Annotated in this window: 14 protein-coding genes; 12 read left to right on the top strand and 2 right to left on the bottom strand. The window is 64.5% G+C overall.

The genetic code is table 11. The features are described from left to right. Positions 1 to 9 precede the first annotated feature (9 nt). The 11 genes from VDP74_RS12715 (at position 10) to VDP74_RS12665 (ending at position 9,912) form a co-directional block, all read left to right on the top strand. Entirely contained in the window at positions 10 to 1,485 is a 1,476-nt protein-coding gene (locus tag VDP74_RS12715) for a 2-hydroxymuconic semialdehyde dehydrogenase (protein ID WP_323000010.1), read from the top strand. Between the two features lie 33 nt (positions 1,486 to 1,518). Continuing rightward, positions 1,519 to 1,941 (top strand): RidA family protein, encoded by a 423-nt coding sequence (locus VDP74_RS12710; protein ID WP_323000009.1) that lies wholly within the window; start codon positions 1,519 to 1,521, stop codon positions 1,939 to 1,941. Positions 1,942 to 2,032: 91 nt separating this feature from the next. Continuing rightward, positions 2,033 to 2,605, top strand: a complete 573-nt coding sequence (nbaC, locus tag VDP74_RS12705) for a 3-hydroxyanthranilate 3,4-dioxygenase (RefSeq protein WP_323000008.1) — start codon at positions 2,033 to 2,035, stop codon at positions 2,603 to 2,605. Between the two features lie 37 nt (positions 2,606 to 2,642). Beyond that, positions 2,643 to 3,635: an amidohydrolase family protein gene (locus VDP74_RS12700; RefSeq protein WP_323000007.1), complete on the top strand. Its 993-nt coding sequence runs from the start codon at positions 2,643 to 2,645 to the stop codon at positions 3,633 to 3,635. Between the two features lie 20 nt (positions 3,636 to 3,655). Beyond that, positions 3,656 to 4,441 (top strand): 2-oxopent-4-enoate hydratase, encoded by a 786-nt coding sequence (dmpE, locus tag VDP74_RS12695; protein ID WP_323000037.1) that lies wholly within the window; start codon positions 3,656 to 3,658, stop codon positions 4,439 to 4,441. A gap of 12 nt (positions 4,442 to 4,453) precedes the next feature. Next, entirely contained in the window at positions 4,454 to 5,242 is a 789-nt protein-coding gene (gene dmpH / locus VDP74_RS12690) for a 2-oxo-3-hexenedioate decarboxylase (protein WP_323000006.1), read from the top strand. Positions 5,243 to 5,292: 50 nt separating this feature from the next. After that, complete coding sequence (locus VDP74_RS12685; protein WP_323000005.1) at positions 5,293 to 6,462, top strand: ABC transporter substrate-binding protein; 1,170 nt, start codon at positions 5,293 to 5,295, stop codon at positions 6,460 to 6,462. Between the two features lie 59 nt (positions 6,463 to 6,521). Next, a complete protein-coding gene (locus VDP74_RS12680) occupies positions 6,522 to 7,442 on the top strand; it encodes a branched-chain amino acid ABC transporter permease (RefSeq protein WP_323000004.1) in 921 nt (306 codons plus the stop codon). A 28-nt stretch (positions 7,443 to 7,470) separates the two neighbouring features. Next, positions 7,471 to 8,439, top strand: a complete 969-nt coding sequence (locus VDP74_RS12675; protein WP_323000003.1) for a branched-chain amino acid ABC transporter permease — start codon at positions 7,471 to 7,473, stop codon at positions 8,437 to 8,439. A 1-nt stretch (position 8,440) separates the two neighbouring features. Continuing rightward, positions 8,441 to 9,202 carry an ABC transporter ATP-binding protein gene (locus VDP74_RS12670; RefSeq protein WP_323000002.1) on the top strand — a complete coding sequence of 254 codons (762 nt, stop codon included), beginning with the start codon at positions 8,441 to 8,443 and terminating at the stop codon, positions 9,200 to 9,202. Then, positions 9,199 to 9,912: an ABC transporter ATP-binding protein gene (locus tag VDP74_RS12665; RefSeq protein ID WP_323000001.1), complete on the top strand. Its 714-nt coding sequence runs from the start codon at positions 9,199 to 9,201 to the stop codon at positions 9,910 to 9,912. Before VDP74_RS12670 ends, VDP74_RS12665 begins: the two co-directional genes overlap by 4 nt. 115 nt (positions 9,913 to 10,027) lie before the next feature. On the opposite strand, the gene VDP74_RS12660 is transcribed toward VDP74_RS12665, so the two are convergent. Both VDP74_RS12660 and uraD read right to left on the bottom strand, forming a co-directional pair. After that, positions 10,028 to 10,540 (bottom strand): ureidoglycolate lyase, encoded by a 513-nt coding sequence (locus VDP74_RS12660; RefSeq protein ID WP_323000000.1) that lies wholly within the window; start codon positions 10,538 to 10,540, stop codon positions 10,028 to 10,030. 16 nt (positions 10,541 to 10,556) lie between these two features. Continuing rightward, complete coding sequence (uraD, locus tag VDP74_RS12655) at positions 10,557 to 11,084, bottom strand: 2-oxo-4-hydroxy-4-carboxy-5-ureidoimidazoline decarboxylase (protein WP_322999999.1); 528 nt, start codon at positions 11,082 to 11,084, stop codon at positions 10,557 to 10,559. 98 nt (positions 11,085 to 11,182) lie between these two features. Here uraD and VDP74_RS12650 point away from each other — a divergent pair. Next, a partial coding sequence (locus VDP74_RS12650; RefSeq protein WP_322999998.1) for a LysR family transcriptional regulator occupies positions 11,183 to 12,074 on the top strand: 892 nt, incomplete at its 3' end.

Here is a 12,074-nt window from a genome sequence, read left to right as displayed (position 1 = left end):
AAACCAACCATGCGAGGACCGAGCACAGTGGCCCAGCCTATCCAGCATTACATCGGCGGCCGTTTCGTGGACAGCGCGAAACAATTCGCCAATATCAATCCGGTGAACGGCACCGTCGTCAACCAGGTCTGCGAGGCATCGGCCGACGAAGTCGACCAGGCCGTGCGGGCGGCCAAGGCCGCCTTGCAGGGCGACTGGGGACGGTGTTCCCCAGCCCTGCGGGCCGACTGGCTGGAAAAGCTGGCAGCGGGCATCGAGCAGCGTTTCGAGGAATTCGTGCAGGCCGAAGTGCAGGATACCGGCCGCACCGTGCGCCAGGCGCGCACCCTGGACGTGCCGCGCGCCATCGCCAATTTCCGCTTCTTCGCCAATCTGGTGCGCCAGGCGCACACCGAATGCTTCGAGACCGTTGCGGCCGACGGCAGCAAGGCGCTGAACTACACCGTGCGCAAGCCCCTGGGCGTGGTCGTGGCGATTTCACCCTGGAACCTGCCGATCCTGCTGTTCAGCTGGAAGGTCGCCCCTGCCTTGGCGTTGGGCAATGCCGTGGTGTCCAAGCCATCCGAGGAAACGCCTTCGTCGGCCTTTCTGTTGGCGCAGGTGGCGCATGACGTCGGCTTCCCCGCAGGGGCCTTCAATGTGCTGCAGGGCTTTGGCGGTGATTCCGCCGGCCAGGCCATGATCAGCCACCCGGACATCGATGCCGTGACGTTCACCGGCGCGTCGGCTACGGGGGCGCGCATCATGAAGACCGTGGCCGACGGGGTCAAGGACGTATCCTTCGAGTTGGGCGGCAAGAACGCCGCCATCGTGTTCGAGGACGCCGATTTCGAGGCCGCCGTCGATGGCGTGGTGAAGTCCACCTTCACCAATTCCGGCCAGGTTTGCCTGTGCAGCGAACGCGTGCTGGTGCAGCGGCCCATCTTCGAGCGCTTCGTGGCCGCGCTGAAGGCGCGCACGGAAGCCCTGGTGCTGGGCCGCTCCGACGACCCCGATACCGACATCGGGCCGATGATCTCCGCAAAGCACCAGGCCAAGGTCGTCTCTTATTTCGAGCTGGCCCGTCAGGAAGGCGCCACCGTCGTCACGGGCGGTGAAGTGCCCGTCTTCGGCGACGACCGGGACCAGGGGTTCTGGGTGCGCCCGACCATCTGGACCGGTCTGCCCGACGACGCGCGCTGCTTGCGCGAAGAGGTCTTCGGGCCCGTGTGCCACGTCGCGCCCTTCGACACGGAAGAAGAAGCCGTCGCCCGCGCCAATGATTCCGAATACGGGCTGGCGACCGTCGTCTGGACCGAGAACCTGTCGCGTGCCCACCGCGTGTCGCCGCAGATGCGCAGCGGCCTGGTCTGGGTCAATACCTGGTATCTGCGCGATCTGCGCACCCCCTTTGGCGGCGTGCGGCGTTCGGGCATCGGCCGCGAGGGCGGGCGCAATTCCCTGGATTTCTATTCCGAAGTCACCAACATCTGCATCAAGGTCTGATCCGCAGCCACCCGTCTTGAGAGGAACCCGATCATGAGTCAATCAGGCGCCAAGGTCGTCGTCGGCAAGGCCACCCCGCGTGGCGAATTTCCCCATGTGAAGCGCGCGGGCGACTTCCTGTTCGTGTCGGGCACCAGTTCGCGTCGTGCCGACAACACCCTGGCTGGGGTCGAAGTCATGGATGCCATGGGTGCCATGCGCCTGGACATCCGCGAACAGACCCGTGCCGTGATCGAAAACATCCGCGACATCCTGGGCAGCGTGGACGCCGGCCTGGAAGACGTCGTCGAAATCAGCGCCTTCCTGGTCGATATGGCCGATTTCGCCGGCTACAACGAGGTCTATGGCGAATTCTTCGGCTATGACGGCCCGACGCGCACGACCGTGGCAGTGCATCAGTTGCCGCACCCGCACCTGCGCATCGAGATCAAGGCCATCGCCTATAAACCGCAGTAACGACATCCGGCATGGCAGGCCGGCCCAACGAAGAGGCCGCGCCGCAAGCACGCGCCGGGACCACCCGGCCCATCATCGCAAGGAGACACGCATGGAACTCAAGTACGGACTGCCCAAGAACCTGATGAACTGGGTCGATGCCAATCGCGCGCAGCTGTCGCCCCCGGTGTGCAATGCAGCCATCTTCGAGGATGGCAACTACATCATCAACATGGTGGGTGGCGGCAACCAGCGCACCGATTTTCATGACAATTCCACCGAGGAAATCTTCTACCAGCTGCGTGGCGAGGCCTCGCTGCTGATCTGGGATCGCGGCCGCTACGAGCGCATCGTGCTGAAGGAAGGCGACATCTTCCTGCAGCCGCCGCACCTGATCCATTCACCGCAGCGTCCCGATCCGACCGGCCTGTGCCTGCTGATCGAACACCCGCGTCCCCAGGGCGCCCTGGATGCCTTGCAATGGCACTGCGCCCACTGCGGCGCACAGATCTGGCGCGCGGAAAAGCAGCTGGAAAGCCTGGTCGACGACCTGCCGAAGATCTACCAGCAGTTCTACGCCGTCAGCGAGGCCGACCGCGTGTGCCCTGATTGCGGCACGCAGCATCCGGGCAAGGACTACACCATCTGGCACAAGCAACTGAGTGAATCGCCGCTGCGGGTCTAGCCCGGGGCTGCGACACTCATCAGGAATCCGAATGCATATGATCGACATTCACGCCCATATTTTCCCCCCCATCAGCCGGGCGGATGCCCAGGCGCTGGACCCTGTCCAGGCACCGTGGCTGCAGATCATCAGTCCCGACGCGGGCATGATCATGAAGGGCGACAGCGAATTTCGTCCGGTGATCCCCGTGCTGTGGGATCCGGAGCTGCGCGTGGCCGACATGGACCGCCTGGGCCTGGATGTGCAGATCGTCAGCGCCACTCCGATCATGTTTGGCTACGAACTGGACGCTCGCAAAGTCGCCGATTGGGCGGCCCGCATGAACGACCTGACCCTGGAATACTGCGCCAGCCACCCGGACCGCCTGAAGGCCCTGGCCCAGGTGCCGCTGCAGGATACCGAACTGGCCTGCCGCGAGGCGTCCCGCGCCAAGGCCGACGGGCACGTGGGCGTGCAGATCGGCAATCACGTCGGCGACCGCGACCTGGACGACGTTCAACTGGTCGAATTCCTGCACCATTGCGCGGTGAACGATATCCCCGTGCTGGCGCACCCCTGGGACATGATGGGCGGCCCCAATCGCATGCGCCGGTGGATGCTGCCCTGGCTGGTCGCCATGCCGGCGGAAACCTCGCTGGGCATCCTGTCGCTGATCCTGTCGGGGGCGTTCGAGCGCCTGCCGCGCAGCCTGAAACTGTGCTTCGCCCATGGCGGCGGCGCGTTCGCCTTCACCCTGGGGCGGGTGGACAACGCCTGGAAATACCGCGACATCGTGCGCCAGGATTGTCCGAACCTGCCGTCGTCCTACTGCGACCGGTTCTCGGTGGATTCGGCCGTGTTCGACCCCAAGGCCTTGCGCCTGCTGGTGGACGTGATGGGCAGCGAACGCGTCATGCTGGGGTCTGACTACCCCTATCCCCTGGGCGAGGAAAAAATCGGCCACCTGGTGTCGGGCAGCGACCTGCTGTCGGCTGCGGAAAAGCAGCGCATCCTGACGGACAACGCCAAAGCCTTCTTCAACATAGCCTGACGCGAGCACTCATGGACAAGATACACACGACATTGATCGAAGATCTGGGCGACGAACTCTACGCTGCCTGGTCGGGCTGCCATACGGTGGCGCCGTTGACCGAACGCCACCCGGAACTCACCATCGAGGACGCCTATCACATCCAGCAGCGCATGGTTGGCCGGCGCCGGCAGGATGGTGCCCGGGTGGTGGGCAAGAAGATCGGCGTGACCAGCCAGGCGGTGATGGACATGCTGGGGGTCTACCAGCCTGACTTCGGGTATTTGCTCAGCGACATGGTCTATGCCCCGGGCGAGGCGATTTCCATGGCGGGGCTGATCCAGCCCAAGGCCGAGGGCGAGATCGCCTTCATCCTGAAGAAAGACCTGATGGGACCGGGCGTGGGCGTGAGCGACGTGCTGGCCGCGACCGAGGCCGTGACCGCGTGCTTCGAGATTGTCGATTCGCGCATCCGCGACTGGAAGATCAAGATCCAGGACACGGTGGCCGACAACGCCTCGTGCGGGGTGTTCGTGCTGGGCGATCGGCTGGTCAGCCCGCGGGGCCTGGACCTGCGCACCTGCGGCATGGTGTTCGAGAAGAACGGCGAGCTGCTGGGTACGGGCGCGGGCGCGGCGGCGCTGGGCCACCCGGCCAATGCCGTGGCCTGGCTGGCCAACGCGCTGGGGGCATTGGGCGTGGGCCTGGAGGCCGGGGAAGTCATTCTGTCGGGTTCGCTGGCGGCGATGGCGCCGGTGGCTGCGGGCGACAGCCTGCAGGTGTCGATCGGTGGCATCGGCCACTGCGGCGTGCGGTTTACGGCGTAAGGAGAGCATCACATGAGTCTGGACATGGCGGTCATCCGCGAACTGGCCGAACGCCTGGAGACCTGCGAACTGCAGGCCCGCGACACGCCCAAGATCACCCTGGATCATCCCGAGATGGACTGGGACGATGCCTACGCCGTGCAAGACGAGATCCTGCGGCGCAAACTGGCCCGAGGCGCCCGCGTGGTGGGGCTGAAGGCCGGCCTGACCTCGTTTGCCAAGATGCGCCAGATGGGGGTCGAGACCCCGATCTTCGGCTTTCTGGCAGATGCGTTCCTGGTGCCCGATGGTGGTCAGTGCCGCCACGCCGATCTGATCCACCCCAAGGTCGAACCCGAGATCGTCTTCGTGACCAAGGCGCCTCTGAAGGGGCCGGGCTGCACCATAGCCGAAGTGCTGGCGGCCACGGACTTCGTACTGGCCGGCATCGAGGTCATCGACAGTCGCTACCGCGATTTCAAGTTCGATCTGAAGAGCGTGGTGGCGGACAACTGTTCCTCGTCGCGCTTTGTGGTGGGTGGCATCATGCGCGATCCGCGCGATCTGGACCTGCGCACCACGGGCGCGGTGATGGAGAAGAACGGCCGGGTGGTGTCGCTGGGGGGGGGGGCGGCGGTGCTGGGACATCCGGCCAATGCCGTGGCGATGCTGGCCAACCACCTGGGGCGGCGCGGCACGGAGATCCCTGCGGGCACGCTGATCCTGACGGGCGGGCTGACCGAAGCGGTCGCCGTCGAGCCGGGCGATCATGTGGCTTTGCACATGCAGGGCATGGGTTGCACCTCGCTGACTTTCGTGTAATATCGGTAATACTTTAAAACTAAATTATTAAATCCCATCAGGAGACAAATATGGCATTTCGCAAAACATTGCTGACGGCTGCCCTGACTCTGTCGCTGGGGCTGACTGCGGGGTCGGCGCTGGCTGAAGTCAAGATCGGTTTTCTGGCGACTTTGTCCGGTTCCGGCGCGGCTCTGGGCCAGGACATGGTCGATGGCTTCAATCTGGCGCTGGAAGAACACGGCGGAAAACTCGGCGGGCAGGACATCGTTCTTCTGAAGGAAGACGATCAGCTCAAGCCGGACGTCGGCGTGCAGGCAGTGCAGAAATTCCTGGAAAAGGACAAGGTCGATCTGGTGGCCGGGGTGACGTTTTCCAACGTCATGATGGCGATCGCCAAACCATTGGCCGATGCCGACATGACCTTCGTCGGTTCCAATGCCGGGCCGGCGCCCCTGGCGGGCAACCAGTGCAATCCGGGCTTCTTCTTTGCCGCCTGGCAGAACGACGGCCAGGCCGAAGTCATGGGGCAGTTCGCCACCGACCAGAAATACAAAGACGTCTACATGATCACCCCCAACTACCAGTCGGGCCGCGATCAGGTGAAGGGCTTCACGCGCTTCTACAAGGGCCGCGTCTCGGGCGAGGTCTACACCCAGCTGGGCCAGCAGGATTATTCGGCGGAGCTGCTGGCGCTGCAGGCCGCCAATCCCGCCGCCGTCTGGGTCTTCCTGCCCGGCGGCATGGGCGTGAACTTCGTCAAGCAGTACAAGCAGTTCGGCCTGATGGGCAAGATCCCGCTGCTGACGGTGTCGACGGTAGATGGCAGCACCTTGCCCGCTCTGGGTGATGCTGCGCTGGGCGCCTATGCAGGCACGTTCTGGGGGCCGGATTTCAAGAACCCCGTCAGCGAGGCCTTTGTTGCTGCCTTTGAAAAGAAATACAAGCGCATCCCGTCGCAGTACGCCGCGCAATCCTATGACTCGGCCCTGCTGATCGACAGTGCCCTGAAGAAAACCGGCGGCAAGGTCAGCGATAAAAAGGCCCTGCGCGATGCGCTGCGGGCGGCCGATTATGCCTCCGTGCGCGGAACCTATAAATTCAACGTCAACGGCTTCCCGATCGAGAACTTCTACGCCTTCGAGGTCGCCAAGGACGCGCAGGGCCGGGTGTCGCTCAAGACCATCGCCCAGCCCCTGACGGATCACGCGGACGCCTACTTCAAGAACTGCAAGTACTGATTCGCTTTCGCAAGCCTTGACAGATGGGCGGCAGCGGCCGCCCGTCGCGGAGGACGGACATGAGTCCGCAGCTGTTGTTCATGCAGGCCCTCAACGGCCTGCAATACGGAATCCTGTTGTTCCTGCTGGCCGCCGGCCTGACCCTGGTCTTCGGCATCATGAGCTTCATCAATCTGGCGCACGGCGCCCTGTACATGATGGGGGCGTATTTCGCCGCCGCGACGTTCAGCCATACGGGTTCCTTCCTGCTGGCGATCCTGGCCGGGCTGGGCGGCTCCATGGTGCTGGGCGTGGCGCTGGACCGTTGCGGATTTGCCCGCCTGTATCCCAGGGCGCACCTGGATCAGGTGCTGGCGACCTTCGGGCTGATGCTGTTCTGCAACGAGGCCGCGCGCATGATCTGGGGCTCGGCGCCCGTGTTCATGAGCCTGCCTGATGCCCTGAGCCAGACCGTCGTCGTGCTGGGCACGCCCTATCCCCTGTATCGCCTGCTGATCATCCTGGTGGGTCTGTTGGTGGCCCTGGGCCTGTATCTGCTGATCGAACGCACCCGCATCGGCATGCTGATTCGCGCGGGCGCCAGCAACCGCAGCATGGTGTCGGCGCTGGGTGTCAACATCGGTTGGCTCAATACCTTCATTTTTGCGCTGGGCGCGGGCCTGGCCGGCCTGGGAGGGGCCATGGTGGGGCCGATCCTGTCCGTGCAGCCCGGCATGGGCGATTCGATTTTGATCATGACACTGGTGGTCATCGTGATCGGCGGCATCGGTTCGATCCGTGGGGCCTTTCTGGGGGCGCTGGTCGTCGGCCTGGTCGATACACTGGGCCGCACGGTCATGCCTGCGCTGCTCAGCCAGGCGCTGGCGCAGGAACTCGCCAGCACGCTGGGCGCCGCGATTTCTTCGCTGGCCGTGTATATCCTGATGGTGATCGTGCTGGCCATCAAGCCCGAAGGCCTGTTCCCCGTGAAAAAGCGCTAGGGGCAGCCGGATGAGGATGGAATCCCTGATGATGAATACCCGTGTGACGCCTCGCCCCGCCGGCTGGTCCTGGCCGGTGGCGCTGACGGTTCTGGTTTTCGTGCTGTTGCTGCTGGTGCCGGTGTACGCCAGCATGACAGACAGTTCGTATGTCCTGCTGCAGTTCAGCCGCATTCTGGTGTTCGCGCTGGCCGCCGTGGGCCTGAACCTGGCCCTGGGCTATGGCGGGCTGGTCAGTTTCGGCCACGCCATGTACATCGGTGTCGGTGCGTATTGTGTTGCGATCGCCTCGCACTACGGCGCGGACAGCGGCGTCCTGCATCTGCTGCTGGTGCTGGTCGTGACGGCGGTGGTGGCCGCGCCCGTGGGCCTGATCGCCCTGCGCACGCACGGTATCGCCTTCATCATGATCACGCTGGCCCTGGCGCAGATGTTCTATTTCCTGGCCGTGGGCCTGAAGCAGTATGGCGGCGACGAAGGTCTGCCGATCCGCCAGCTCAGCCGCTTTGGCGCCCTGACCGGCAGTCACGAGGGTCTGTACCTGGCCTTGCTGGCCTGCCTGGGCGCCAGTCTGCTGCTGTTGCGCCGCGTGATCCGGTCGCGCTTCGGCCTGATCCTGCGGGCCTCCAGCATGGATGCGCGGCGGGTACAGGCCGTGGGGACGTCACCGTTGGGGTATCGCCTGCTGGCCTACGTGCTGTCGGCCGAGTTGTGCGCCCTGGCGGGGTTCTTCCTGGCGAATCTGACCGCCTTCGCGTCGCCGGCCTACATGGCGTGGACGGCATCGGGGGAATTGATCATCATGGTGCTGCTGGGCGGCGCTGGCACACTGGTCGGCCCGGTGGTGGGCGCCGCAGGTTTCCTGCTGCTGGAAGACGTCCTGAAAGGCCTGACCGATCACTGGATGATCATCATGGGCCCGGTGATCATCCTCATCGTGCTGTTCTTGCGCAACGGGCTCTGGGGCATGATCGCCTCGCCCAAGGAGGATCGCTGACATGCAGCCCTTGCTTTCAATCCGGGGCCTGGTCAAACGCTATGGCGGCCTGCTGGTCACGGATCACGTCGACCTCGACATCCTGCCGGGCGAAATTCACGCCATCATCGGTCCCAATGGCGCGGGCAAGACCACGCTGGTCAGCCAGATCATGGGCGAGATTCCCAGCGATGCCGGCAGCATTCTCCTGGGCGGGCAGCCCATCGACGCGCTGTCGATGGCGCAGCGCGTGCGGGCCGGCATCGGGCGTTCCTACCAGATCACGTCCGTCATCCAGCAGTTCACCGTGCTGGAAAACGTGATCCTGGCCGTCCAGGGTACGCAGGGACATGGTTTCCATTTCTGGACGCCGGCGGTGGAAACCCCTGCGCTGACAGGCCGCGCGGACGAACTTATCGAACTGATGGGCCTGTCGTCGTGGCGCAATACGCCGGCCATGTCGCTGTCCTACGGGCAGCAGCGCCAGCTGGAAATCGCCATGGCGCTGGCCGCCGATCCCAAGGTCCTGCTGCTGGACGAGCCCATGGCCGGCATGGGGCACGGCGACACCGGGTCGGACATGATGGTGGACCTGCTGCGGCGCCTGAAAAGCCGCTACGGCATTCTGCTGATCGAGCACGATATGGATGCGGTGTTTTCTCTGGCGGACCGCATCAGCGTGCTGTTCTACGGCAAGGTCATCTGCTGCGGCGACGTGGACACCATCCGCCAAAGCCCGGAAGTCCGTGAAGCCTATCTGGGCGACGAGGAGGTGCCTGCATGAGCGCCGGTTTGTTGAAGGTCGACGACCTGGTGTCGGGCTATGGCCGCAGCCAGGTGCTGTACGGCATGCGCCTGCAGATCGATGCGGGGCAGTGCGTGACGCTGCTGGGCCGCAACGGCATGGGCAAGACCACCACCATCAAGAGCATCATGGGCATGCATCCGGCCTGGCAGGGCCAGGTGCAGTTCAACGGCACGCAGATCCAGAACCTGCCCAGCTACCGGGTGGCGCAACGCGGCATCGGCCTGGTGCCGGAAGGCCGGCAGATCTTCCCCAATCTGTCGGTCGAGGAAAATCTGGTGGCGACGGCGGCCGACCGCCATAAAAAAAGCAACCCTTGGACCTTGCCGCGCATCTACGAGCTGTTTCCGCGCCTGCAGGAACGCGCCGGCAATTTCGGCAATCAGCTATCGGGCGGCGAGCAGCAGATGCTGGCGATCAGCCGGGCGCTGATGACCAACCCCGAACTGCTGATCCTGGACGAGGCCACCGAAGGCCTGTCGCCCCTGGTGCGTCAGGAAATCTGGACGGCGCTGGCGCTGCTGCGCCGCGAGGGCATGGCCATCCTGGTCATCGACAAGAATCTGGCGCCCCTGCTGCAATTGGCGGACCGCCATTACATCGTGGAAAAGGGCCGCATCGTCTGGGATGGGGATTCGGACGCTCTCAAGGCCAGCGCCGACATCCGGCAGAAATACCTGGGCGCGTAACAAACGGCCGCAGGCTGCGCAGCGTGGGGGCAAAGCTTTTGCCGCCGGGCCGCCCCAAGGCAAAAGGGCCCCCTTGGGGGGCAGCAAGCAGCCGCAGGCTGCGCAGCGTGGGGGCTTATAACAGTTCAGGGATGACGCTGGGGGCTTCCATCTGCACGACATCGCAGTTGTCGCCCGGGCCGGCGCGATCGATGATCAGGAAATCCGCCACGGCACCCAGGCCCAGCAGGGGGTGGTGCCAGACGCCCCGGGCGTAGTTCACGCCCTGGCTGCCATCGCACAGGAAGACGCGCAGATCGTCCACCGTAGGGGTGGTTTCGGCCTTTGCCACCACGACCAGGTAAGGACGACCCGACAGCGGAATGAACGCCTGGCTGGCCTTTGGGTGGCGTTCCATCATCGTGACGGTGAATGGCAGCGTACGCGGCTGGCCTCGGAAAATCGACACGATGGCGCGGCCGTCGGCGCCCGGGTCGATATGGGCCAGGTCGTGATAGCGTTCGGTGTTGCCTTCGTTGATGGTGAAGTGCCGGACGGTGTCGTCCGCCTGGATCACGTCGCCAAACGGCGCGAAGGCCTGGCGGGTCAGGGGTTCGATGGTCAGGCGGATCGGGGTGATGGTGCTCATGAGTGGCTCCGTGGGATCAGACGAACTGCGCATCCAGGCGAAAGCGGGCGATCTGTCCGATCTGGTCCAGGCAGGTGGCGAACTCGGTATCCTGGTCATTGTGCAGCCGTTCTTCGATGGCGTCCATGATCTGGTAGCGGTTGCGCCCCTTGACCGCAATGACGAAGGGAAAGCCGAAACGTTCGCGGTAGCGGGCGTTCAGGGTGCGCAGGCGTTGCAGTTCCTCGGCGCTGCATTGATCCAGGCCCGCGCCGCGCTGTTCCCCGGTGGATGCGCGCGTCAGCGTGCCGGCGTCGGCTTCCTTGCCGGCCAGTTCCGGGTGGGCGGTGATCAGGGCCAGCTGTTCGGCCGGGGCAGCCTGCTGCACGACGCGCACCATGGCCTGGTGCAGGGCGCCCACGTCGGCGAATGGCCGGGCCGCCCAGGCGCGTTCTGGAATCCAGGGGGAATGCTCGAAGATCGCCCCGAGTTCCCGGGAAAATTCGGACTGCGGCAGCGCGCAGAGTTCGTTCAGGGTCATGGTGGATAGGGTCGAGTGCGTCATGATGAAAGTCTACGGGGTATCCCGCATCAAATGAAGGGTGTCGGAACGTATAAGTGATATAAGCTGTAGCGCATTCCCTGGACGAGGAACCCATACCGATGGCCACACGACGCAGCAACGCCATGCTGGACACCTATCTGCTGAAGGTCTTTTGCATCCTGATGGCCGAACGCAGCGTGTCGCGCACCGCCCTGAAACTGAATCAGTCCCAGCCCGCCATCAGCGTGGCCCTGAAGAACCTGAGGCTCATTTTCCAGGACCCGCTGCTGGTGCGCGAAAAAGGCGGCATGGTGCCCACGGACCGGGCGCTGGCGATCCTGGATCATGCGAAATCGGCCCTGGACTCCATTGATTCCATGCTGGAAACCGGCGAGGCGTTCGATCCGGCCAGCAGCCGGCAGGTGTTTCGCATCGGCTCGCCGGATTACCTGGCACCGGCGTTTGCGGCGTCGGCGGTGGCCCGGTTCAGGCGCGAGGCGCCCCATGCGCGGCTGGTGCTGCACGCCCTGGGGCCGGATTTCGATTTCGAGCGGTCCCTGGCCGAGGGCAATCTGGACGTAGTGATCGGCAACTGGCCGGAACCGCCTGATCGCATGCATCTGTCCGTGCTGCTGGAAGACCCGATCGTATGCCTGATGGCGGCGGACCATCCGCTGGCCTCGCGGCGCATGACGCTGGATGATTTCCGCCGCGTCCCGCACATCGTGCCCACGCCGTATTCCATGACGCAGCGCGGCATGATCGATACGGTGCTGACGTCGCTGCGTGTCCAGCGCGAGGAATGCGTCGAGGCGCAGTCCTTCATGCTGGCGCCGTACCTGCTGCCGGGCACCGACCTGGTGTTCACCACGACCCGGCATTTCGCCCGCTACTACGCGGGCCTGCTGCCGCTGGCCATTGTGGAATCGCCCATCGATTTCCCGTTGATGCGCTTCTATCAGCTGTGGCATGCGCGCAATCATCATGCGCCCTCCCATCAGTGGTTGAGGC

This window comes from Castellaniella sp., assembly GCF_034674885.1.
In the GTDB taxonomy this organism is placed as follows: domain Bacteria; phylum Pseudomonadota; class Gammaproteobacteria; order Burkholderiales; family Burkholderiaceae_B; genus Castellaniella.
Note: the sequence above shows the minus strand (reverse complement) of the source record. Positions and strands in the feature narration are given on the sequence as shown.

Coding starts and splice junctions, on each gene's coding strand:
- VDP74_RS12715 (WP_323000010.1), top strand. CDS start 10: ATGCGAGGACCGAGCACAGTGGCCCAGCCTATCCAGCATTACATCGGC.
- VDP74_RS12710 (WP_323000009.1), top strand. CDS start 1,519: ATGAGTCAATCAGGCGCCAAGGTCGTCGTCGGCAAGGCCACCCCGCGT.
- nbaC (WP_323000008.1), top strand. CDS start 2,033: ATGGAACTCAAGTACGGACTGCCCAAGAACCTGATGAACTGGGTCGAT.
- VDP74_RS12700 (WP_323000007.1), top strand. CDS start 2,643: ATGATCGACATTCACGCCCATATTTTCCCCCCCATCAGCCGGGCGGAT.
- dmpH (WP_323000006.1), top strand. CDS start 4,454: ATGAGTCTGGACATGGCGGTCATCCGCGAACTGGCCGAACGCCTGGAG.
- VDP74_RS12685 (WP_323000005.1), top strand. CDS start 5,293: ATGGCATTTCGCAAAACATTGCTGACGGCTGCCCTGACTCTGTCGCTG.
- VDP74_RS12680 (WP_323000004.1), top strand. CDS start 6,522: ATGAGTCCGCAGCTGTTGTTCATGCAGGCCCTCAACGGCCTGCAATAC.
- VDP74_RS12675 (WP_323000003.1), top strand. CDS start 7,471: ATGATGAATACCCGTGTGACGCCTCGCCCCGCCGGCTGGTCCTGGCCG.
- VDP74_RS12670 (WP_323000002.1), top strand. CDS start 8,441: ATGCAGCCCTTGCTTTCAATCCGGGGCCTGGTCAAACGCTATGGCGGC.
- VDP74_RS12665 (WP_323000001.1), top strand. CDS start 9,199: ATGAGCGCCGGTTTGTTGAAGGTCGACGACCTGGTGTCGGGCTATGGC.
- VDP74_RS12660 (WP_323000000.1), bottom strand. CDS start 10,540: ATGAGCACCATCACCCCGATCCGCCTGACCATCGAACCCCTGACCCGC.
- uraD (WP_322999999.1), bottom strand. CDS start 11,084: ATGACGCACTCGACCCTATCCACCATGACCCTGAACGAACTCTGCGCG.